We start from the raw sequence: 23144 nt of genomic DNA, 5'->3' as shown, positions 1-23144 counted from the left end.
CTGAACAGGCGGCAGCCGGTTGCCGTCTGTTTTTTTGTCGGTTGGAAAAGGCGGAACACCGCTGTGAAACATTTCACTTTATATCAGATATAATAGTATGGTATAATTAATTAACAGATTATATGCACGTCAGGAGAATAAACTATGGCAGATAAATTTTTGATTATTGACGGAAGCAGCCTCATCCACCGCGCATTTTTTGCCCTGCCTCCCCTGACTACCCGGAAAGGGCAGCACACCGGCGCTGTGTACGGTTTCCTGCGCATGTTCCACAAGCTGCTGCAGGATGTTAAACCACGTTGGGTGGCTGCGGCTTTTGATAAGTCAAGAATAACCTTCCGCACAAAATTGTATGCGGATTACAAAGGCCAGCGCAAACCTACGCCGCCGGAACTGAAGGAACAGTTCCCCCTGTGCATGGAGGTGCTCCGGTCCATGGGCGTCCCTGCTCTGGAACTGGATGATTACGAAGCGGACGACATTATCGGTACCTTTGCGAAAAAACTTGACCCTGGCCTGGAAGTGTTTATTGTTACCGGTGACCGGGATGAATTGCAACTTATCGATGACCGCACCCGGGTCATGTACACAAAGAAGGGCATCTCCGATATAAAGTTATATGATAAAGAATCGTTTGCGGCAGACTATGAAGGTCTTGCTCCTCTGCAGCTCATTGACCTGAAGGGCCTTATGGGAGATACATCCGACAATATTCCCGGCGTGCCGGGGGTAGGCCCCAAGACCGCGCTGAAGTTGATTGCAGAATACGGCAGTGTGGAAAACGTGATTGCGCATGTCGAAGAAGTCAAAGGGAAGAGCCTTAAGGAGAAACTGGTCAACAATAAGGAACAGGCGTTGCTTTCCAAAGAGCTGGCCACGATTTATACGGAAGTACCGGGACTGGACCTGACACTGGATACATATGCCCTGAAACCGCTGGAAGGAAAAACCCGGCAAATGATGGCGGACCTGGAGTTCCGCGGTTTCTTTAACCAATTCGGCCAGATCATGGGCCTTGCTTCCGACGTTGAAAGCAGTGTGGCAGGCGGTACATCGGCAGAGAGCGCGGAACCTGCTATAAAGAGTGCTGTATCGGGCAATGCTGCCGGCAATATGGAAGATTTGTTTGTTGCGACTGCAGATAACAGAAATACGCGGAATGCCGGTCCGGAAACAGCTCCTGTTCCGGATGACGGCATGGGCAGTCTGTTCGGTGCGCCGGTGCCTGCCGTACGAGCGAAAGAAATCGGTTTTGCTTCCCAGTGGCAGGAGGTGGCTGCGGAAATAGATGCGGATCCTTCCGCTATGGTCTGGTTCATGGCAGAGACGGCCGGGGAGATTCCGCATCTGCGGTTTGAAGCTGCCCGGGTGCTGTGCGGGGACCGGGAATATCTTGTGAGTGGTTCGGAAGCCCTTGCTTCTTTTACCGGATGGCTGGCAGAGGCTCCCAATCCCAAGGGCACGGCAGACAGTAAGGAAGTGTTCCGGACCTGTTTCTGTCAGGGTGTGGAACCGCAGAATATAATAGAAGATATTGTCCTGGGAGCCTATCTGGATGATCCGGGCCGCAGCAGTTACGCGCTGGCAGATATTGCCTGGCACTATCTGGGTCAGGACAGGGAACCGGACTGTCATACCCTGGCCTGCGTGGCGGAGGCGGTTAAACAGGCGCTGTTGGATAAAGAACTGACTCAGTTATATAAGGAGATTGAACTGCCGCTTATTCCCGTGCTTGCCCGGATGGAACTGGCCGGGGTCGTGGCGGATGAAAAGAAACTGGACGCTCTGAGCAGGGATATGGCAGGGAAACTGGCCCGCCTGGAGGATCTTGCCAAAGAGCAGGCGGGGGATCCGGGCTTTAACCCTAACTCCCCGAAACAGCTGGGCGTGGTCCTGTTTGAGAAGCTGGGACTGCCTGTGGTAAAAAAGACGAAGACCGGCTACTCCACAGACGTAAAGGTGTTAGAAGAACTGCGGGGCAAACATCCTCTGGTGGATACCATCCTGCAGTACAGGGTGCTTGCAAAGCTTCAGTCTACCTATTTGGAAGGACTGAAGCCGCTGATCAACAGGACGACAGGAAGAATTCATACTCACTTCCAGCAGACCGTCACGGTAACGGGCCGTCTGTCCAGCACGGATCCCAACCTTCAGAACATTCCCACCCGCACGGAAACCGGCCGCGAAATCCGCGCACTGTTTATCCCCGGGAAAGGCTATGACTGGCTCCTGTCCTGCGATTATTCCCAGATTGAACTGCGGATTCTGGCCCATGTGTCTCAGGATTCTCTGATGCTGGAATCCTTCCGGGAAAACCAGGATGTCCATGCCCGTACGGCCAGTGAAGTGTTTGGGGTGCCGCTGGATCTGGTATCCCATGAAATGCGAGGCCGGGCCAAAGCGGTCAACTTCGGCATCGTATACGGCATCAGCGATTTCGGACTGGCAGTGCAGCTGGGTTGCAGCCGCAAAGAAGCCGGTGAGTTTATTGATAATTATCTGTCCCGATACAAAGGCGTGAAAGAGTATATGGAACGGATGAAGACCCTGGCCCGCAGTCAGGGATATGTAATGACACTGTTGGGGCGCCGCCGTTACCTGCCGGACATCAACAACCGTAACTTCAACCTGCGCAGTTTTGCGGAACGGACGGCTATCAATACGCCAATTCAGGGTACTGCCGCCGATATCATGAAGCTGGCCATGCTGCGGGTGGATGCTGCATTGCGGAAGTCCGGCCTTTCTTCCCGGGTATTACTGCAGGTGCATGATGAACTGGTGCTGGAAGTGAAGGAGGCGGAACGGGAAGCCACTGCGGCTTTGCTGCAGACTGAGATGCAGAACGCCTTCAAACTGGACGTGCCGCTGTTGGCAGAAGTCAATTACGGGAAAGACTGGGCGTCTGCGAAATAGTTCTGCGATGTCTTTTCATACAGTTTTATTTTGCAAACTTCAAAAGAATTGCGGTACAGAAAGTGAGGAACTATGATAGTTATCGGCTTAACCGGTGGCATCGGCAGCGGCAAAAGCACCGTATCCTCTTATATGAAAAAATTAGGCATCCCCGTCTTTGACGCAGATGCCTCCAGCCGGGCCGCAGTGAAAAAAGGCAGCCTCTGCCTGCAAAAGATAGTAACCTTTTTCGGACCGGACTGTCTCCTGCCCGACGGGGAACTGAACCGTCCCTGGGTAGCAGATAAAGTATTTCACGATAGAGCGGTCCTGAAGCAGTACGAAAAAATCGTACAGGACCAGGTCTGGGCAGAAGCGCAGCGGTTCCTGACAGAAGAACGTGAAAAAAACACAGCGGCGGTGTTGCTGGATGTCCCGCTGCTCATTGAGTGCGGCTGGCATACAAAGGTGGACAGCGTATGGCTGGTAAAGGTACCGAAAGAGATTCAGATACAGCGCGCCATGCTGCGGGACGGGGCCACGGAAGAAGCGGTGCTGGCGCGGATCAACACCCAGATGTCATTGGCTGACAAAGAAAAGTTCGCTGACGTGGTCATTGACAACAGCGGGAACATAGAAAACACAAAAGCCCAGGTAACGGCACAGATGCATAAAATTCTGGGCGCCATATAAGACTCTGTACAAAAACCGGACAAGGGTTTATAATGGCACTTGACATTGTACGGAAAACAGATGGGAGTCCGGATTTTGACGGGAAAAAAGGTAAAACAGGAACGGACGGCCAGACAGAAAAAAACGGTCCGGGAAATCGATAACGAATCTGTAAAAAGCCGCCGGGTAAAGCGGGTACACCGTCCTGTAACACATAAAAAGAAATATTCAGCATGGAAAAGAGCAAGCAGCAGACGCATGTGGATTTATGTACTGCTGCTGCTTGTTATTTTGTTTTTCGCAGGTTGGCGGTTATGGCGCAGCGATGCGGTACAGATGCGCTTCGTCTATATGTGGCCATACCAGAATGAAATTGTTACCTACGCCCGTCGCAATGACATTGACCCGTTTTTGGTGGCGGCCGTCATAAAAAACGAAAGCGAGTTTAAACCTGGGGCTGTTTCGCCGGTAGGGGCCATAGGCATGATGCAGATTATGCCGGAAACCGGGGAATGGATTGCGAAGCAAATGGGCCTTGACAGCTATGATGTAGATTCTTTATATAATCCCGGCGTTAATATCCGCATGGGCTGCTGGTATCTTTCCGAACTGAAATATGAGTTTAAAGATAATCTGCTCCTGATGATGATGGCTTACAATGCCGGTCGGGGCAATACCCATGGCTGGATGAACGCTAATGGTTGGGACTACACGTTTGGGGATGTAAAAAAGATTCCTTATCCGGAATCCCGGAACTATGTGGCATCCGTGCTTTACGACAGAGATGAGTACTACAGGTTGTACAAGGATAAGGTAGAAAAGAGAAAGTGAAAAACGCCGGATTTCACGGAATTTTAACACAAATAAAAATTTCAGCTATATTTTTTAAAGATATTGTAGACGCTTACAGACAAATGTGATATAATTTTCACAATTTCAAAATCGTTTTTGTTGATACTTTGCAGGAACATATATGGATACAAATAGAGAAACAGTAATCGAACGTCTTCTGTCCGGTTACCGGCGTTATTATAATGTGACACGGTTTGACGGCGGGTACAATCCGCCGCCGGAAGAGTTTAAAGGGATTTGTGAAGCAGAAAAACTGACTCCTCCGGTGCTGCCGGGGGATATTTGTTTTAACGCCCTCTGCGAATATTACGAGAAAGCAGAGCAGTATTTTCTCTTTCGCCACAACGAGCTTTGGGCAACCCATCAGGAAGAGTTTATCTTTATGTTTTCCGTTCCGGTTCTGACGTTGCAGGTCTTTGAGGCCTGCCGGGAATATGCTTATGAAGAGGGCATGAAGCTGGCCCACATCGGCCCCGGTCACATGTATACTTACATTACACCGGTCATTGTATGTGAAACGGCGGAGCAGGAAGCTGTGAAGGCTCTGGAAAAATGTAAGATTTATAAGAGTTTCAAGTTTTCTTTCCACGGATGGATGGATTTTCATACAGCTTGCTTTGAGGCGTCAAAGCAGAAACTGTATTTTAATCATAGTGGTCTTTGCATGAAAAAGAACCTGGAAAAAGTATTGGGATTGCGCTGATGTCTTTCTTTAATGGGAAAACCATGCAGCAGCATGTCCCCGGGAACGCATCGTACCAGGCGTTCCCGCAAACAAAGTAAGGGAGGAATTATTTTGAACACACTGGTATTACTTCTCATCTCCGTTGCTGTGCTGTTCTGCGGCTACGTCATGTATGGCGGCTGGCTGGTCAAACAGTGGGGCGTAGGGGAAGGGGACATCCCGACACCGGCCCATGCGTTGGAAGACGGCGTCGACTATGTTCCCGCTAAAGCACCCGTACTGATGGGGCATCATTTTTCGTCCATTGCCGGCGCAGGTCCTATTACAGGCCCTATCGGCGCGGCTATGTTCGGCTGGCTGCCCGTGACCCTGTGGATTCTGGTCGGCGGTGTCTTCTTCGGCGGCGTCCATGACTTCGGCGCCCTGTTCGCGTCCGTACGGCATAAAGGCCAGTCCATCGGCGAAGTTATTTCCGCCAATATGTCCCGTCGGGCAAAACGTCTTTTCATTATTTTCTCGTACCTGACACTGATCCTGGTTGTAGCGGCCTTTGCGGCCATCGTGGCTTCCACCTTTGGCGCCAAAGTCGTGAATGGCGCTATTGACTACAAGGCCAGCGCGACCAACGCATCCGTGGCCATGGTATCTATCATGTTCATCCTGATTGCCATTGTTTTCGGTGTTGCCGTATACCGCCGTCATGCGTCCATGGTGACTTCTTCCATTCTGGGTGTCATTGCCATCGTGCTCTGCATGGCCATCGGCATGAACTTCCATCCGTTCTACTTCACTACCGGCACCTGGATGTGGATTATCGGTGTTTATATCACCATTGCTTCTGTAACCCCGGTCTGGATCCTGTTGCAGCCCCGTGACTACCTGAGCTCCTTCCTGCTGTACGCGATGCTGATCGTAGCCATCGTCGGCATTGTAGGCGCTCATCCCAATATCGATCCGAAACTGTTCCCGGCTGTAACCGGTTTCGCGGTTGACAACGGCAACGGCGTACAGTTGCTGTTCCCGATTCTGTTTACCACCGTAGCCTGCGGCGCCATTTCCGGTTTCCATTCCCTGGTTTCCTCCGGCACCACCTCCAAACAGCTGGATAAGGAAAGCGACGCGAAGCCAATCGCTTACGGCGGCATGCTGCTGGAATGCGTACTGGCCATCATCACCGTCTGCGCTATCGCTTATGCCCGGACCACCGGTCATACTAAAGGCGCTACGGATATTTTTGCCGGCGGCATTGCTGCCATGGTTGCTGCCATCCCTGGTCTGGAAGGCATGGAAACATCCTTCTACACCCTGCTGGTGCTGACTTATTCCGCTTTCTGTCTGACTTCTCTGGATACGGCTACCCGTCTGGCCCGCTTCATGTTCCAGGAATTCTGGCTGGAACCCGGCGAGACTGTACATGACGTGAAAGACGGTTTCCGTAAGTTTATGGTAAATCCTTATTTTGCTACGATCCTTACCGTTGTGCTTGGCGTTCTGTTAGGCCTCAACGGCTTTGCCAAGATCTGGGGTCTGTTCGGCGCTGCCAACCAGCTGCTGGCCGGTATTGGTCTGCTGGCGGTTGCTACCTGGCTGGGCAATGCGGGCAAGAACAACAAGATGTTCCTGTTCCCCATGACCTTTATGCTGATCGTAACTATCTGCTCTTTGATCCTGACCATCAAAAACCAGCTGGGCATCATTGCCAAAGGCGCTGCCCACTGGGGTCCTTACGCACAGGCGGGTATCGGTACCCTGCTGGTGCTGCTGGCCTTTGTACTGGCGATTGAAGGCTACCAGACCATTGCACATCCGAAAGAGATTGCGAAGAGATAATCGTAAAACAATATAATACCGATTCGAAAGAGATGCTTTTATAAAAAAGCATCTCTTTTTTTATCCTTGAAGTATTAACGGCAATGAAAAAACGGATGCCCTTTTTTAAGGACACCCGCCTGTATTTTTAAGTTGGTGCGGTAGAGAGGATTTGAACCTCCACGGGGTCAACCCCCACTAGCTCCTGAGGCTAGCGCGTCTGCCGTTCCGCCACTACCGCATATTTCTGACATATTTCAGAACGCTTGTATAATATACAACGGATTCTGTTTTTTGTCAAGAACTTTTTTTGCAATCAAATATTATGGTGCGGTTGATGGGATTTGAACCCATACGAGGTTTCCCTCACCACCCCCTCAAAGTGGCGTGTCTGCCGTTCCACCACAACCGCATGAAACAATGATTTGCAATAAAATCATATTAGCACACTTGACGCGGTTCGTCAATCATTTTTTCTCTTCCTGACGGTTTGCGTTTTCTTTAACCGACTCTGCTTCTTTCAGTTTCTCTTCCAGCATGGGCCAGACTTCCGGCTTTTCGAAGCCGTAGCGCCATGTAGCCAGGCCTGCCAGTTCATACTGTTTTAGCAACCCTGCCTTGTGCTCCAGGCTGGTCTTGTTTTCCTGCCAGAAGGAGTAGGGCACGTCGTCTTCCATGTAAGAATAGTAGGTCACTTTTTCTTTATCCAGCCAGCGGCAGCGGAAGGTCTCGTCGCTGTTTTTTTCTTTTATGATTTTTTCTGCTCCTTCCATGGTAAGAGTCTTGGCATAGAAACGTTTTTTGTCTTTATCGTAGTGCCACAGCCTCATGTACAGGGGCATGCCCAGCACTACTTTCTGGGAAGGCACTTCCTCCAGCGTGTTTTTAATACCCCGCTCCACCCAGTCGTAACCGGCGGTAGGACCTGCTTCGGGGCTGCTGCCTGAATACTGGTCATAAGCCATGACCATCATGTAATCCAGATGCTCCGCCAGCGCTTTTCTGTCAAAGCATAAAGACCAGTTGGGGCTGCCTTTGGGCACGGTCACGTCCATGCTTAGGATCAGATTGTCCTGCCGGGTAGCTTTGCGTATCTGTTTCACAAATTCCGTGATGCGGTCCTTATCCGCTTCGTAAATATGCTCAAAGTCCAGATTGATGCCGTCGAACTTATGCTTCTGATACTGCTGGCGCAGCTGTTCGATGACATACTTTTTAGCGTTTTCGTCATCTAACAGTTTTTTGGTGCGGTCCGGTTTGAATCCGTTGGTGATTAACGGCCACACCTGGTAGCCTTTGGCGTGAGCCCGTTCCACGTAGCCCTCCACGCTTTTGTCTTTGATTTTTCCGAAATCATTTTCTATTTCGTACCAGCAGGGGGAAACCACGTTGACGCCGGGCACTTTGTCTAAAACAGACAAATCCACTTCCGGTTTGTGTTCGTGCTGCCATACCAGGTTAATCTTATAGGGTAGTGGGGGTTTGGGCACAGGTTTTGGCTCCTCTTTGCTTTTGGTGCAACCAGAAGAAGTCAGGCATCCAAGCGCCAGAAGTGTAATGAGAGCGTGAGTAAATATTTTATTCATAACAGTTTCTCCATTATTATCAATATGAAATGATGCAGTAAAGGAAAGACAAGGGCAGCCATGTACGGCCCTGCGAAGTATTTCCTTTTTAACTAATCAATTATACTGTATCAAATATATTATATCAAAAAAACGAATTCCGTGTGCAGGTGTTTAAATTCAAAAATTCTTATGTTATAATGTTAAGACGAATACGGCGGTGATTTGAATGTTTTTGCTGGATGAGCACGGAAGCGGCTCGGTGAATTGGAAAAAGAACCTGGTCGTGCTGTGGGCAGGTGTGTTTCTCGCCTGTGCAAGTTTTACTGCCTGTATTCCGTTTTTGCCTGTTTATTTACAGAAAGAACTGCATGTACCGTCGGACCAGTTGAATCTTTGGGCCGGTCTGGTGTATGCGGTCACGTTTCTGGGAGCGACGTTCATGGCGCCGTACTGGGGTGCCTTGGCGGACCGGGTAGGCCAGCGTAAAATGGCAATCCGGGCGGGATTCGGTCTGGCTGTGACCTATATGCTGGGCGCAATTGTCCAGACGGCTCCCCAGATGCTGGCTGTGCGTATCCTGACCGGGCTGATCAGTGGCTTTGTGCCGGCATCCATGTCTTTGGTGTCTTCCACTCTTCCCAGAGAAAAACTGGGCTGGGGCATGGGCTGGATGCAGGCGGCCCTTGCCAGCGGAAACATCCTGGGGCCGCTGCTGGGCGGCTATCTGTCCGTCTGGTTCGGTATGCGGACGTCCTTCTTCGTAGGTTCCGGTTGTCTGTTTCTTGTTACAATGATGGTCATCTTCTTTGTCAGGGATATCCCCATCAGTAAAGAAACAAGTCATCAGGATATGCATGTCGTCCGGGATCTTAGGCTGGCCCTGCAAAATCGCGGTCTCCTGTATGTCATGTTCATGTTTTTCCTTGTGCAGACCTGTATCATGACAATCCAGCCGTTGATTACTCTCTATGTGGAAAAGCTGATGGGCGGCGCGGGAGACGCTTCTGTCACCATGAGCGGCTGGATATTTTCCCTGGCCGGTATTGCCGGAATAATTGCCGCTCCCTATTGGGGAAAGCGCGGGCAGCGCAAGGGCTTTGTAAGAACTCTGTGTCTTGTCCTGTTCTGTGCAGGCAGTGTGAATCTCTGCCAGGTTTTTGTAGGTAACATCTGGGAGTTTGCGGTCATTCAGTTTATCTATGGACTGTTCCTGTCCGGTGCGGTGCCTAACATTAATTCCACGCTGGTGGAGGTGACACCTCCGGAAATGCGGGGCAAAGCCTTCGGCCTTACCACTTCGGCCCAGCAGTTCGGCGGTGTGGTGGGCCCCTTGCTGGGCGGTTTTCTGGGTGATCACATGCCAACGAAATTCGTATTGTTTACTACGGGCGTAATCCTTCTGTCGGCCGCCCTCTATACGGTGAGAACCCGGCTGCGGAAAACCATGTGATTTATATGTGTGTTAAATAAATTTGCTAATTAAAGTCAGGAGGTCTTTCTCATGTTAAGAAAATTTAAAGGAATCAGCCCGGATGTAGATCCGAAGGCCCATGTGTTTGAAAGCGCGGATGTCATCGGCATGGTCAAGATGAAAGAGTTTGCCAGCGTATGGCCCAACTGCACGGTGCGCGGTGACGTAAACCGCATTGAAATCGGCCGTTATTCCAACATCCAGGATAACAGCTGCCTCCATGTGGCAGACCGCTATGCCTGCATCGTCGGGGATTATGTGACGGTTGGCCATTGTGCTACTCTGCACGCCTGCACCATTGAAGACCATGTGCTCATCGGTATGGGGTCGGTGGTACTGGACGGTTGCGTAGTCGGTACCGGCAGTGTCATCGCGGCAGGCGCCGTGGTAACCAAAGGTACTATTGTTGAACCCTATTCCCTGATGGCGGGCATCCCCGCAAAATGCATCAAGAAGCTGCCGGAAACTAATATGAAGACCATTCACAGCCAGGCTATCAAGTATAAAACCCTGTGGACGGAAGGTTACGGCATCCTGCCGGATGCGGACGGGGAGTCCTATCACGGCGAAAAGATTATGGACTGATCTGCCCCGTGGTCCGGAATGGGGATGAGATTGCCTGAGCGAATAAAAGCACGGGTAATGCTGCCTCTGCAGGGCCCCCGGTTGCATTTTGCAGAGTTTAAGGAGATTGTTGTTAAGTTATTATGGCTAAAAGGGAAAATAAATTTGCAAAGACGGTACGGACGGAAGACGCTTCCAATGAAAATTTCGGTTTGGGAAGGCCTTTTGATTTTGATGACAGGTTTAACCGGATTACGATAATGGGCTCTCTGGTCGCCACAATCGTCCTGCTGATCTTCCGCCAGGTTACAGGGAGTGGGACAGGCAGCGTCCTGCTGGACGGTGTCAGCTATGCTGCAGGCTTTTTCTTTGCCTACCTTATCGGCAGGGAAGCTGACCCGGAACCGGGACGGGAGTTTGGTGCCCTGCTGGGGGCCTTGATTACTCTGGGGCTGGAAGCGTATTTTGGCGTGGACATCAATGGCGTTGTGGCTCTGTTGTGGATGCTGTTCATCTGCCGTATGTTTAACCGTACCTCCGGTTCACGGCATCGCATCGGGGATAACGCCATCATTATAGGCGCAGCGTTCTGGATGGCACATATCGGTTACTGGTTGTTCCCGGTCATTACGGGTATATGTTATGTTCTGGAAAGCCAGATTAAAGAAGGCTATTTCCGCAGTCTGTACCTGGCCGGTATCGCCTTTGCCATTTGCGCGATTACAGGCCGCAACCCGGAAATCCCGGTGTTGTCAGCCACCTATTTGTATTTGATGGGCGTTGCCTTCATCCTGTTCCTGCCCCAGCTTACTGCGGCCGGATTCAGTAAGGCCCGGGATGACCGGCATAACCGCTACCTGGTTAAAACCCGGCTCCAATGTGCCCAGGCTGTGTTCCTGTTGGCTACAGGACTTCTGATTTATTTTGGTGGCAACGCGGCCGGAATTATTTTCCTGCCCTGCATCGGAACAGCTATAGGCACGGGACTTTATTTGTTGTTGTACCTGCTGAAGAAAAAGCAGGAAGAAGAAGGAAAGCAATAAAACACAAGGAGATATTCACATGGCAGAAAGAAAAATCCAGTTTACCACCAACAAAGGCGTGTTTGTGGCTCAGATGTTTGAGGAAAAAGCGCCCCAGACCACTAAAAATTTTATTGAACTAACAGAAAAAGGTTTTTATGACGGCATTATCTTCCATCGGGTCATCGACGGTTTTATGATTCAGGGCGGCGACCCTACCGGTACCGGCCGCGGCGGTCCCGGATACCGGATTAAAGACGAATTCGGCGAAGGGTTGGCACACGACAGTGAAGGCATCCTTTCTATGGCGAATGCAGGACCCAATACCGGCGGAAGCCAGTTTTTCATTACGCTGGCTCCGACTCCCTGGCTCAACGGGCATCATGCTATTTTCGGCAAGATTGTGAAAGGCATGGATGTGGTGCGGGAAATCGGTTCTGTAGCTACTAACTTTCAGGACAGGCCTCTGGATCCGGTCGTAATGGAAAAGGTGGAAGTATTGACAGAATAATATTAAAAAACTATAATTTTCTGCAAATATTTGCTTGCATATTTGTCAGCTTTGTCATATAATATGAACGTTGGTGAAAGTGCTATATTGCCGACAAAGTATTATTTTAGGAGGCCCGCAAGATGACAGGCAAAGTTAAATGGTTTAATGCAGAAAAAGGTTATGGTTTTATTGAACGTGAAGACGGCGGCGATGTATTCGTACATTTCTCTGCCATTCAGGTTGAAGGCTACAAAACTCTGGAAGACGGCCAGACTGTTGAGTTCGATGTGGTTGAAGGCAGCCGCGGCGAACAGGCAGCTAACGTTCGTCCTGTAAAATAATCTGTTTTTCCAAAATCTGTTCTACAGATCCATGCGCTTGAACCAAAGGGCATTCCTGAAAAGGGAGTGTCCTTTTTTGTTAATTAATTGCCATAGGTATTATAGGGGATATCAGCCGGTTCCTGCCGGCAACCTTGTGAGCAGACCCGGCGTACCGCTTTCGCGTCTGTTTTACAGCAACAGGGAAACGGCAGTCTTATTTGAAGTTTGTTAAGAGGGGATTGTATGAAAATAATTATCCTGACAGTGATGGTCTTTCTGACGGCGTTCTCTGCCGGCCTCTCCGTGTCGGCGGAAATACCGCGGGGCAGCCTCGGGTATTCACCGGAAGACAGGAAATCGGTACTGCAGCAGAAAACAGAATATAACAGAGCCTACTGGACTCTTTTTTCTCTGATTGCTTCTTCGGCAGCTTATGCGCCGGATGACGGGATCGAGGCCGTGTATCTGAAAAGCCACGGCTGGGAGTTTGAACCTAACCGGATTACGGACGGCAAGACAACGGTACATTTTATTACAGGCAAGGGTATCATGGCTGACGGAAAACCGTTGTATGTGATATCCTTCCGGGGCAGCGCGGATAAAAAAGACTGGGCTGCCGATTTCGTAACAGGGCAGGTGGTCTATGGCGGTAAAACGCTGGAGGAGTCGGAAAAGATATCAGGTTCCCGGGTTGGCGGAAGCGAGGAACGGGATGCGATCCGGGCTGCAGCGAAAAGTGCCGGTTTTGCCAGGCCCCCCAGAGTGCACAAAGGGTTTAACAGCTATTCAGACCTGACTTTGCGTATGCTGCTGACTTCCGATTCCTATGAGTTTCTGGAACGGTACCGTAAAGAAAAGGATGCGCGTCTGCTGCTGACCGGGCACAGCCTGGGCGGTGCGGTAGCCACCCTTGTAGGGCAGCGGCTCATTGATTTCGGTTTCGATCCGAACAGACTGCAGGTCATTACCTTCGGTGCACCGGCGGTAGGCAACACACCATTTGCCCAAATGTATGGGGTACGTCTTGACCTGACCCGTGTTACAAATTCGGAGGATCCCGTGCCTCTTACGCTGCAGGCAGTGCTGCGTAACTATAAGCAGTTTGGGAAGGAGGTCCGTTTCCGGATTCCCAGAACTTTCAACAATATGAACCATTTCCTGCATCTTTATCTGGATGCAGGCCTGAAAAATTATTACACTGTTTTTGACGCATCGGTAAAACAGGGAATCATACAGAAAGAACCGGATATGGAGCGCAATGCAGCGGACAAGCCCACGGTGTTGCTGTTTGTGGAAGGCGACAAACCGGGAAAAAAGGGCAGCCATAAGGATGTAAAAACTGCCATGGAACTGCTGGAACGGTTTATCCTGAATGAGTATAAAGCCCTGTTCCCCAATTATGTTGTGGTGAGATCTCCGCAGGATCCGTATGAGGCCATGCATACGCAGGCAGCAGACTATCTGCTGCAGGTAAAATTTGATGCTGTGACCAATCAGAATAATAATAACTGGTTTCTGACGGTGGAGCAGACCGTATCGGATAAAAATGGCAATGTATTGCTTGCCGATACTGCATCAAGAAGGACTTCACCCCTGGCGGGCAATATCCTGGCGGCCATGGAAGTGATCGGCGTACAGAAGACGGAGTTGCTGCGGCAGATGCCCTGGCTAAGGAACGAAGCGGAATAATAATACTGTCTGCATTTGATCAGAGACGGGGAGAAAAGGTTTGGAAGCAACGTCTCCACAAATTTATTAGACATATATACGGACTATGGTGTATAATACTTTTAATCATTAAATAAGAATAGTTCTTGATATGTTAACAATTTTTGTTGAGGAGGGATTGCTATGGATTCGAGATTTTACAGTTGCCGCAAGTGTGGTGTGATCGTAGGACTTGTGGAAGGATCCCTGGCAGGGGTAACCTGCGACGGCGAGCCTTTGGAAATGATGCGCGCCAACAGTGTAGACGCATCCCGGGAAAAACATGTGCCGGTAGTAAGCGTAGCGGAATCGATTGTTTCGGTTAAGATCGGCAGCGCGGAGCATCCCATGACGGCGGCCCATCATATCAGCTGGATATATCTGCAGACCCAGAAGGGCGGGCAGCGCCGGGCTCTCACTATTGATGACAAACCCGAAGCACAGTTTGCCCTTGTAGACGGGGACAAACCGGTGGCCGTGTTTGCGTACTGCAATCTTCACGGTCTGTGGGTGACGGAACTGTAAGAAAATAAAATAAAAAGCGCCGTTTCGGCGCTTTTTTCTTTTAGGAATACAAATAATATCATTATATAATCTTTGTTGTCCAGTCTTCTATGTTCCAGACCTCGTCGACCCAGTCTTCATAGAATTCCGGTTCGTGGGAAACAAGCAGTACGGAACCTTTGAATTCGATAATAGCTTTTTTCAGTTCCTCTTTGGCTTCTACATCCAGATGATTGGTGGGTTCGTCCAGCACCAGCCAGTTGACTTCCTGTAACATCAGTTTGCAGAGCCGCACTTTGGCTGCTTCACCGCCGCTGAGCACGAAGACCTTGGTGGTGATGTGTTCGTTGGTCAGGCCACAGCCTGCCAGAGCGGCGCGGACTTCCGCATTGGTCAGGCCGGGATAGGCATCCCACACGTCTTCCAAAGCGGTCTTTTCGTTTTTGACACGTTCTTCCTGCTCAAAGTAACCGGGCTGCAGAAAATCTCCCTGGCGTATCGTTCCGGCATAGGGAGGAATCATGCCCAGGATGGTTTTCAGCAGAGTGGTCTTGCCCAATCCGTTGACGCCCCGCACCGCGACTTTTTTGTTGCGTTCCAGCTTAAAGGAAACCGGACGGGTCAGGGCGCTGTCGTAACCCAGCACCAGATTTTCCGCTTCTGCCAGAAAGCGCCCGGGAGTCCGGCCAGACTGGAAACGGAAGTGAGGCTTAGGCCGTTCTGTGGGCTTCTCAATCATCTCCATCTTGTCCAGCTGGCGCTGGCGGCTGCGGGCCATGCCGGTGGTAGCTACTCTTGCCTTGTTCCGGGCAATGAAATCTTCCAGTTTCGCCACTTCCTGCTGCTGCCGCACGTAGGCGGCCTCAAGCTGGGCCTTGTGGATCTGGTACAGTTCCTGGAATTTGTCGTAGTTACCGGTGTAACGGGTCAGCTGACAACCTTCCAGATGATAAATTACGTTGGCTACATCATTTAAAAAGGTTACGTCATGGGAGATGAGGATGAAAGCGTTTTCGTAATTCTGCAGGAAGCGGGTCAGCCAGCGGATGTGCTCCACATCCAGATAATTGGTGGGTTCGTCCAGCAGCAGAATATCTGAATCCTGCAACAGCAGCTTGGCCAGCAGTACCTTGTTGCGCTGTCCGCCGGAAAGATCCGCTACATCCCTGTCCAGACCGATATCTCCCAGGCCCAGACCGTTGGCAAAGTCTTCGATCTGGCTGTCCAGGGAGTAAAAACCGCTGTGCTCCAGGCGGCTCTGAATCTCACCTACCCGGACCAGCATTTTGTTCATGGTATCTTCATCTGCCTCTGCCATTTTGTCGTACAGCTCCAACATTTCCTGCTCGGCGGCAAAATCTTCGTTGAAAGCCGTGCGGAGCACGTCCCGGATGGTCTTGCCGTTTTCCAGGCTGCTCATCTGATCCAGATAGCCTACCTTGATCTTGCCGGGCCAGGTGATCTGGCCGTCGTCAGGAAGCAGGTTGTTGGTGATCAGATTAAAGAAAGTAGATTTGCCTTCCCCATTGGCGCCTACCAGGCCGATGTGTTCCCCTTTTTCCAGTTTGAAGGAAACATCTTCCAGAATCTGCCTCCCGCCGAAAGAATGGCTTACGTGACTAACGGTTAAAAAGCTCATTTGCGTCTCCTGTAGTTGCTCTAAAAAATATATGCTTATTCTATCCTATATAGATAGCTTTTGTACAGAAAAATTTTGTGGTAAAATAGAAAAAACAAAGACAGGAGGAATCACCATGATTGCTGGTAACAAAAAGGACATTGCGAAACTTTTGCCTTATGTATCCGAACGGTTGGGAAAGGCGCTGCGGTATATTGTGGAAACAGACTTTACAAATGTTGAAAACGGGAAATATGATCTGGATGGGGATAAGGTTTTTGTCCAAATAAACCGTTATACCACAGAGGCAAAAGACAGCAAAAAACCGGAAAGCCACGTTGCTTACATTGATGTACAGTATCTGGGGGAAGGTACGGAAAAAATATATTACACTGCCAAAGCAGATACACACAAAGTCATAGAGGATTACGCTGCAGAACGCGATCTTCTCTTTTACGCGGATGCGGGAGAAAGGGACAGCGTCACTCTGGGCGACGGCGTCTTTGCCATCTTCTTTCCCTGGGAGCTGCACCGTCCCGGATGCCATGCAGTACACGGGGGTTGCAACGTGCAGAAAATAGTGGTGAAAGTGCTGGCAGAAAATTAATAAAAAAGTTATTGACAAGGTCTTGTGATTGTGGTAATATAACTCACGTAGTCGTTGAGACTGCAAGCTAATTCCACCATAGCTCAATGGTAGAGCATTCGGCTGTTAACCGAAGGGTTGTAGGTTCGAGCCCTACTGGTGGAGCCAACGTGGCCGGTTGGTCAAGCGGTTAAGACACCGCCCTTTCACGGCGGTATCAGCGGTTCGAATCCGCTACCGGTCACCATATTTTTTTTTGGGCGCTTAGCTCAGCTGGGAGAGCGTCTGCCTTACAAGCAGAATGTCAGCGGTTCGATCCCGTTAGCGCCCACCAATTTAAGACAAAAACGCGGGACAGGTGGCAACCTGTCTTTTTTGTTTTTGCAGAAGAATGTATACATTGCATTGAGAATTTATTTTGCGCCCGCTTTATGTTATAATTTAAAACAAAACAGGTCATATAGTGATAAAGTTGAATAGGGTTCGTGATTATACTTAATGGTTCATACGGGTTTGCCATACGGATTTGTGAAAGGGTGTTGAAATGTTACCGGCAAAAAGAATTACTGCGTTGTTATCCATGGTTGCAATATTTGTTTTTATGGCATTTCCTGCTTTTGCAGCGGAACTTTCGGTGAAAGAGAACCGGACAAGGTCGGGAATTGTCAATGTAGCGGTGCCGTATATTTCCGGTTCTACTGGGGGAAAGCAAATCGATAACATGGTGAACCGGGCCGTGTTGTCGTATGTGAATTCACAGATGAAGCAGGTGTTGTCCCGGCAGGAAACAGAAGCCTTTGAAAGTACCCACCCGGAACCCCGTGAATTAAACGACATGCTGCATTATAATGCGGATCTGGTAAAATATACGGACAAGAAGATTGTTGATAAGAATACAGAGGGAAGAGTGACAGCTTCCTGGTATGTACAAAATGAATATGAAGTCAAGACTGCAAAAGATACATTTTATTCTGTGATTCTTAAAACGAAAACGTATACGGGCGGTTCTGCGAATGTGATAGTCTGGAAAGCGATGAATTTTGATTTGAAAGACGGGCATTTAATGGAACTGAAAGAGTTGTTTGATGCTGAAGCAGATTACGCTGCCCGCTTACAGACACTTATCGGGTATCAGCAGAAGGGCAGGGCCCGCCTCATCAGACATATTAAGGGAAAGAATGTTCCGGAACCTGCTCCGGTTTCCATCACCGGTCAGGAAAATTTCTATGTGGACAATCATTATAATCTGGGTATCATTCTATATTCAGAAACGTCCGGAGCGAAACCGGCACCTGTTGGCGGAGATTCGGCAAAAACTGAAGAGAGTCCGGAGACAAACGTTACTGATGGCTCAAATCAGTCTGATGTAAACCGGCAATCCGAGACCAGACAAATGGAAGTGTTTGACATTTCTCTGAATGATTTTGCGGATCTGATCAGGCTGTAATGTTGTACGGAGAAACGATTCCGAAGAAAACCGCTGTACAAAGAGAACGGCTGTACGGGTTAACACGGATTGAATCATAATTCAAAGGAGCTGATTCCCATGGATAAAGAAGCGTTGAAAGCTGCGGTCTGCAGTGCTATCGATGCGGCAAAGGCTGACATAGAAAAACTGGCCCTGTGCATTGAAAGCGAACCGGAGCTTGGCTTTAAGGAAACCAAAACGGCAAAAAAAGTAGAAGACTATATGCGTTCCTTAGGTCTGGATCCTCAGACCGGTCTGGCCCTCACCGGTGTCAAAAGCCGGGTCAAAGGCGGTAAGCCCGGACCTTCCGTGGCGGTACTGGCGGAACTGGATGCCATCGGCACCCCGGACAGTCCCAAAGCGGATCCCCTTACCGGAGCGGCCCACACCTGCGGCCATTTCCTCCAGACTTCTGTCATGCTGGCGGCCTGCACCGGTATCATCAAATCCGGTGTCATGAAGGAACTGGCAGGTGATGCCGTGTTCTTCTCCGTTCCGGCAGAAGAATATGTGGAGATTACCTACCGGAAGAGCCTGCGGGAGCAGGGGAAACTGCATTATATCTGCGGCAAGGGCCAGCTTATTTACGAAGGCCACTTCGACGACATTGACATGGCCATGATGATGCACTCCCAGGCCAATATGCCCCAGAAGGCGGTGGCCATCGGCAGTTCCAGCAACGGGTTTGTAGGCAAGACCGTGCAGTATATCGGCAAGTCTGCCCACGCAGCTAATGCCCCCCACGAAGGCATCAATGCTCTGAACGCGGCCTGCCTGGGTCTCATGGGTATCAACGCCCTGCGGGAAACTTTCCGCGAGCAGGACATCATCCGGGTGCACCCCATCATCACCAAAGGCGGCGACCTGGTGAACAACGTGCCCGCGGATGTGCGCATGGAACTGTATGTGCGTGCCGCTACCATGGAAGCCATTGACAATACCCATAAACGGGTGGACGCGGCCCTGAAAGCCGGCGGCGACGCCGTAGGCGCCCAAACTATTGTGGAAACTCTGCCGGGCATGCTGCCCCTGCACTGCTGCAAAGAGATGAATGACCTGTTCGTGGCAAACGTGAAAGAGTTCTCTCCGGAAACGGAGATCGTGGACTCCGGTCACTTCAGTGCGTCAACTGACATGGGGGATGTGTCCCATCTCATGCCGGCCATCCATCCGTTCATCGGCGGTACGGACGGAGCGCTCCATACCAAAGACTTTACCGTGACGGATTTTGACGCGGCGGTGATCACTCCGGCCAAAGCCTTTGCCCGCATGATCGTGGACCTGTTGTACGATGACGCGGCTTGCGCGAAAAAGATCCTTGCGGATAACAAACCGCTGCTGACCAAAGAAGAATACATTGCCAAGTGCGATTCTTATTTTTCTAAATAAGGTTGCGGATGCGACACGCCTGAAACATTTGTTAAGCATAGTTGAAAGCGCATTGCACGGCAACAAATATTTTATAAAGTACAATACGTAAAAAGTTTTTCCAAAATAATTTCAGAGAAGCAAAATTCATTGTGTTATTATCATTTAATTTTCAGTTTCTCTGCAATTATAAATATTATTTTTAAGGAAGTGAGTGAAATGAAAGATTTCCGTCTCCATCTCATCGTTCTCATCCTGATCGTTGTGGCGGAAAAAATCGGCAACATTTCCATCACGGTGGGCGTCGGCAAAATCGTGCTGCTGCCCATGATGTATGCGTTGCTGATGGGCGTAGCGACAGCGCCCCGGTTTACGAAAATCTCCTCTGAAAAGAATGTCAAAACAGCCAGCTCGCTGTTAGGCGTTACCCTGATGCTGCTGATGGCCCGGTACGGTACCTTGGTAGGTCCGAGCCTGCCGAAGATCCTGGCGGCTTCTCCTGCACTGATCCTGCAGGAATTCGGTAACCTGGGCACCATCATCATCGGTGTTCCCCTGGCAGTGTTTGTAGGGCTGAAGCGGGAAGCCATCGGCGCTGCCCACTCCGTAGCCCGTGAACCGAACGTAGCCCTTATCGGCGAACGGTTCGGTCTGGACGGCCCGGAAGGCCGCGGCGTTATGGGCGTTTACATCTGCGGCACGGTTATCGGTACCATCTTCTTCGGTCTGATGGCCAGCCTGGCGGCGGCGTACCTGCCGTTCCATCCCTATGCCCTGGCTATGGCTGCCGGCGTAGGCTCTGCCAGTATGATGACTGCAGCCGTAGGTTCCCTGTCCGCCATGTTCCCCCAGATGGCAGACCAGATTGCGGCGTTCGGCGCCGCCTCCAACATGCTGTCCGGTCTGGACGGCCTGTACATGAGTATCTGGATGGCCCTGCCTTTCGCGGAATGGCTGTACAGAAAATCCTACCGCATGAAATACGGCGTGGATCCGGAACCCCCTGTGATTAAGAATCTGGAAGAAGGAAAGGAAGGTGAAGCAAAATGAAGATGAGTGAAACCTTAGGTGTTTTATTGATTTGCGGCTTCCTTTCATTAATTGCTAACGTAGTGGGAACGAAAAACGGTTTTGTGGAAGCCATTCCCGGCATGCTGTTCCTGATTGCCCTGGCTTTTGTGGGCATCTGGCTGGGCAAAGTGATTCCCGGCGGCATCCCCGGCGTTGCTTACGTGGTAACCATCGGCTGTATCCTGACCGTTCCCGGAGTGCCTTGCGCGGCCGCCATCTCGGCAGCGGTATCCAAGGTTGGTTTTATGCAGCTCTGTACCCCCATTCTGGCCTATGCCGGTGTGGCGATTTGCAAAGATCTTGACGTATTTGCGGAAAGCAGCTGGCGTATCGTTGTGGTAAGTTGCGTGGTATTCGTAGGTACCTATATCGGTTCCGCTATCATCGCCCAGCTGATCCTGAAAGCGATTGGACAGATTTAACAGTTTGCGTGTACCGAATGTGAGTGCCGGACTGAACCGTTTTCATTACAAAGAAATTTTGAAAACGATAAGTCCGGCGCTTTTATTATTTCTGAAAGGTGTTATATTTGATACAGTTCAATTGTAAATTTAACTTTTAGAAAAATATCTTTCTAAGTTGTTCGAAAAATTGAAAGGTTTCTGCTAAAATTGTGATAATATCATTGGTAAACTATGAGCAGGAACTGTGAAGAAATCTTTTGAGCAGTTCTTTAAGGAGAGGGGCGTTTCTATGAAAATCATCAATCTTTTAAAAGGAAGCAAACCGGGCGTGTCCTGCGAACTGTTTCCGCCCAAACAGGGGAGTCAGCTGGCGAATGCGCTGGAAATTGTAGATACCATTGCGGAACAGAAGCCTTCTTTTATCAGCGTGACCTACGGGGCCGGCGGGTCCAATGCCGGGGAAGCAGTGGCTGTAGCGGCAGAGGTGCACAAATGCGGCATTCCTTCCATGGCGCATTTTACCTGCATCAATGCGGATGATCAGGGAATCGAAGCGATGCTGAAGCAGTTGCAGGCAAAGGGGATTGATAACGTCCTGGCGCTGCGGGGAGACCTGCCGGAAGGGACATCGCTGGAGCATGCGGAGTATCAGCATGCCAGTGATCTGGCAAAGAAAATCAAATCTTTTGGTGATTTTTGTGTGGGCGGCGCCTGCTACCCGGAAGGTCATCCGGAAAGCGCCGGTCTCAATGATGATATAGAAAAACTGAAAATAAAAGTGGACAGCGGTGTGGAGTTTCTGGTGACCCAGATGTTCTTCGACAATGATGTGATGTACAATTATATGTACCGGCTGCTGGCACACGGAATTACGGTGCCGGTGGTGCCCGGGGTGATGCCTGTTACCAATGCGAAGCAGATTCAGCATATCTGTAAGCTGAGCGGTACCAAGCTGCCGTTGCGTTTCCGGGCCATTGTGGAAAAGTACGGGGACGATCCGGAGGCCATGAAGCAGGCGGGGATCAATTACGCCACAGCTCAGGTGCTGGACCTGCTGGCTAACGGATTCATGGATGTGCACATTTATACGATGAACCGGCCGGAGATTATTGGCGGGATATTGCAGAATCTTTCCTGTATCGTAAAATAATCTATAATTGTTTTGTTAGGAAAAGACATCGCAAACACGTCAACGATTGCTATTTTATGACAGGGCCCCAGCGGTGGTTTCTTCATAGCGCTCCGCTAACGCTTCGGGCTTAACCCGCGTCGCGTTGTTATGTGTATAGTATTGTTGCGTGTCCTGTTTGACCTTCCTTAGTGAACAGATCCTCGCGCCCTGCGGGTGCACGCTTCGCTTATTCAAAAGCCCCCGCTGGGGCATACCATGAATTGCAGTACACTATTAATACTATGTCAAACGATACTATTATTTTTAATAAAAAAGAAGCGCTTCGTTATTTCCGTGCACAGTCGGGTGATGCGCAGGCTGGGGCTGCTATTGATGTTGCGTATGAAAAACTGCGCAATGAATTGCAGCCTAGATACACTGTAAAGCGTTTTGGCTGCAGGGCAGACGCAGAGTCTGTGTGGTTGGACAACAGCACGGTGTTCCGCAGTAAGGCGCTGGCCCGGTATGTGGGGGAGGCAACGGAACTGTTTCTGTTTGGGGCGACGTTAGGGAGCCGTGTAGATATTGCGCTGCGGCGGATGGCGCTGACCAGTGTGGCGGAGGCCGGGGCCGGTCAGGCTGTGGCGGCGGCGCTGATTGAAACCTACTGTGATGATTGCTGCGCGGAACTGCAGAAGCAGTTGCCGGAAGGAAAGAAACTAAAGTGGCGTTTCTCTCCCGGTTATGGGGACTGGGCGTTGGAGGAACAGAAAATTTTGTTCCCGGTACTGGACTGTGCCCACACTATCGGTCTCACATTGACGGAAAGCTGCATGATGGCGCCGGTGAAATCTGTGACGGCGGTGATGGCAATTACGGAAGATGCAATACGGGAAAATCATAAATGCCAGTATTGTAATAAAACAGACTGTGAATTCAGACAGAAGGAATGAAAA

Annotated in this window: 21 protein-coding genes and 5 tRNA genes; 22 read left to right on the top strand and 4 right to left on the bottom strand. The window is 50.3% G+C overall.

Translation table 11 applies throughout. The annotated features are described in order from the left end of the window. Positions 1 to 144: 144 nt before the first annotated feature. From polA to BM159_RS06620, 5 genes are all read left to right on the top strand, one after another. Positions 145 to 2913: a DNA polymerase I gene (gene polA / locus BM159_RS06640; protein ID WP_093913465.1), complete on the top strand. Its 2769-nt coding sequence runs from the start codon at positions 145 to 147 to the stop codon at positions 2911 to 2913. A 72-nt stretch (positions 2914 to 2985) separates the two neighbouring features. After that, positions 2986 to 3585: a dephospho-CoA kinase gene (coaE, locus tag BM159_RS06635; protein WP_093913464.1), complete on the top strand. Its 600-nt coding sequence runs from the start codon at positions 2986 to 2988 to the stop codon at positions 3583 to 3585. Positions 3586 to 3660: 75 nt separating this feature from the next. After that, positions 3661 to 4395, top strand: a complete 735-nt coding sequence (locus tag BM159_RS06630; protein ID WP_245763666.1) for a lytic transglycosylase domain-containing protein — start codon at positions 3661 to 3663, stop codon at positions 4393 to 4395. Between the two features lie 142 nt (positions 4396 to 4537). After that, positions 4538 to 5119: a DUF8052 family protein gene (locus tag BM159_RS06625; protein WP_093913463.1), complete on the top strand. Its 582-nt coding sequence runs from the start codon at positions 4538 to 4540 to the stop codon at positions 5117 to 5119. Positions 5120 to 5212: 93 nt separating this feature from the next. Beyond that, the gene (locus tag BM159_RS06620; protein WP_093913462.1) at positions 5213 to 6931 is read left to right on the top strand and encodes a carbon starvation CstA family protein; all 1719 of its coding nucleotides are present in this window, start codon (positions 5213 to 5215) and stop codon (positions 6929 to 6931) included. A gap of 133 nt (positions 6932 to 7064) precedes the next feature. On the opposite strand, the gene BM159_RS06615 is transcribed toward BM159_RS06620, so the two are convergent. From BM159_RS06615 to BM159_RS06605, 3 genes are all read right to left on the bottom strand, one after another. Continuing rightward, positions 7065 to 7151, bottom strand: a tRNA-Leu gene (locus BM159_RS06615). Between the two features lie 85 nt (positions 7152 to 7236). Continuing rightward, positions 7237 to 7322: transfer RNA gene (locus BM159_RS06610), tRNA-Leu, on the bottom strand. 55 nt (positions 7323 to 7377) lie between these two features. Beyond that, complete coding sequence (locus tag BM159_RS06605) at positions 7378 to 8496, bottom strand: glycosyl hydrolase family 18 protein (protein ID WP_093913461.1); 1119 nt, start codon at positions 8494 to 8496, stop codon at positions 7378 to 7380. A 208-nt stretch (positions 8497 to 8704) separates the two neighbouring features. Between BM159_RS06605 and BM159_RS06600 the strand changes: the two genes are divergently transcribed. From BM159_RS06600 to BM159_RS06570, 7 genes are all read left to right on the top strand, one after another. Next, positions 8705 to 9928 carry an MFS transporter gene (locus BM159_RS06600; RefSeq protein ID WP_093913460.1) on the top strand — a complete coding sequence of 408 codons (1224 nt, stop codon included), beginning with the start codon at positions 8705 to 8707 and terminating at the stop codon, positions 9926 to 9928. 51 nt (positions 9929 to 9979) lie between these two features. After that, positions 9980 to 10534: a gamma carbonic anhydrase family protein gene (locus tag BM159_RS06595; RefSeq protein ID WP_093913459.1), complete on the top strand. Its 555-nt coding sequence runs from the start codon at positions 9980 to 9982 to the stop codon at positions 10532 to 10534. A 122-nt stretch (positions 10535 to 10656) separates the two neighbouring features. Beyond that, positions 10657 to 11556, top strand: coding sequence for a hypothetical protein (locus BM159_RS06590; RefSeq protein ID WP_093913458.1), 900 nt, complete (start codon positions 10657 to 10659; stop codon positions 11554 to 11556). A 19-nt stretch (positions 11557 to 11575) separates the two neighbouring features. Next, a complete protein-coding gene (locus BM159_RS06585) occupies positions 11576 to 12046 on the top strand; it encodes a peptidylprolyl isomerase (RefSeq protein WP_093913457.1) in 471 nt (156 codons plus the stop codon). Between the two features lie 122 nt (positions 12047 to 12168). Beyond that, positions 12169 to 12369: a cold shock domain-containing protein gene (locus BM159_RS06580; RefSeq protein WP_093729110.1), complete on the top strand. Its 201-nt coding sequence runs from the start codon at positions 12169 to 12171 to the stop codon at positions 12367 to 12369. A gap of 225 nt (positions 12370 to 12594) precedes the next feature. Continuing rightward, positions 12595 to 14040 (top strand): lipase family protein, encoded by a 1446-nt coding sequence (locus BM159_RS06575; protein ID WP_093913456.1) that lies wholly within the window; start codon positions 12595 to 12597, stop codon positions 14038 to 14040. A gap of 162 nt (positions 14041 to 14202) precedes the next feature. After that, a complete protein-coding gene (locus BM159_RS06570) occupies positions 14203 to 14583 on the top strand; it encodes a desulfoferrodoxin family protein (protein ID WP_093913455.1) in 381 nt (126 codons plus the stop codon). 61 nt (positions 14584 to 14644) lie between these two features. On the opposite strand, the gene BM159_RS06565 is transcribed toward BM159_RS06570, so the two are convergent. Then, the gene (locus BM159_RS06565; protein ID WP_093913454.1) at positions 14645 to 16201 is read right to left on the bottom strand and encodes an ABC-F family ATP-binding cassette domain-containing protein; all 1557 of its coding nucleotides are present in this window, start codon (positions 16199 to 16201) and stop codon (positions 14645 to 14647) included. Between the two features lie 115 nt (positions 16202 to 16316). Between BM159_RS06565 and BM159_RS06560 the strand changes: the two genes are divergently transcribed. From BM159_RS06560 to BM159_RS06515, 10 genes are all read left to right on the top strand, one after another. After that, entirely contained in the window at positions 16317 to 16787 is a 471-nt protein-coding gene (locus BM159_RS06560; protein ID WP_177205946.1) for a NanQ anomerase/TabA/YiaL family protein, read from the top strand. 72 nt (positions 16788 to 16859) lie between these two features. Further along, a tRNA-Asn gene (locus BM159_RS06555) sits at positions 16860 to 16934 on the top strand. A 4-nt stretch (positions 16935 to 16938) separates the two neighbouring features. Then, positions 16939 to 17013 (top strand) — tRNA-Glu (locus tag BM159_RS06550). Positions 17014 to 17024: 11 nt separating this feature from the next. Continuing rightward, positions 17025 to 17100, top strand: a tRNA-Val gene (locus BM159_RS06545). 246 nt (positions 17101 to 17346) lie between these two features. Continuing rightward, positions 17347 to 18213, top strand: coding sequence for a hypothetical protein (locus tag BM159_RS06540; protein WP_177205945.1), 867 nt, complete (start codon positions 17347 to 17349; stop codon positions 18211 to 18213). 99 nt (positions 18214 to 18312) lie between these two features. Next, positions 18313 to 19623 (top strand): amidohydrolase, encoded by a 1311-nt coding sequence (locus tag BM159_RS06535; RefSeq protein WP_093913451.1) that lies wholly within the window; start codon positions 18313 to 18315, stop codon positions 19621 to 19623. A 198-nt stretch (positions 19624 to 19821) separates the two neighbouring features. Beyond that, positions 19822 to 20652 (top strand): DUF3100 domain-containing protein, encoded by an 831-nt coding sequence (locus tag BM159_RS06530; RefSeq protein WP_093729117.1) that lies wholly within the window; start codon positions 19822 to 19824, stop codon positions 20650 to 20652. Further along, positions 20649 to 21095 carry a DUF340 domain-containing protein gene (locus BM159_RS06525; RefSeq protein WP_093913450.1) on the top strand — a complete coding sequence of 149 codons (447 nt, stop codon included), beginning with the start codon at positions 20649 to 20651 and terminating at the stop codon, positions 21093 to 21095. Before BM159_RS06530 ends, BM159_RS06525 begins: the two co-directional genes overlap by 4 nt. A gap of 271 nt (positions 21096 to 21366) precedes the next feature. Continuing rightward, complete coding sequence (locus tag BM159_RS06520; RefSeq protein ID WP_093913449.1) at positions 21367 to 22227, top strand: methylenetetrahydrofolate reductase; 861 nt, start codon at positions 21367 to 21369, stop codon at positions 22225 to 22227. A gap of 263 nt (positions 22228 to 22490) precedes the next feature. Then, positions 22491 to 23141, top strand: a complete 651-nt coding sequence (locus BM159_RS06515) for a vitamin B12 dependent-methionine synthase activation domain-containing protein (RefSeq protein WP_093913448.1) — start codon at positions 22491 to 22493, stop codon at positions 23139 to 23141. Positions 23142 to 23144: the final 3 nt, after the last annotated feature.

Source organism: Succiniclasticum ruminis DSM 9236 (genome assembly GCF_900112895.1).
Lineage (GTDB): Bacteria > Bacillota > Negativicutes > Acidaminococcales > Acidaminococcaceae > Succiniclasticum > Succiniclasticum ruminis.
Note: the sequence above shows the minus strand (reverse complement) of the source record. Positions and strands in the feature narration are given on the sequence as shown.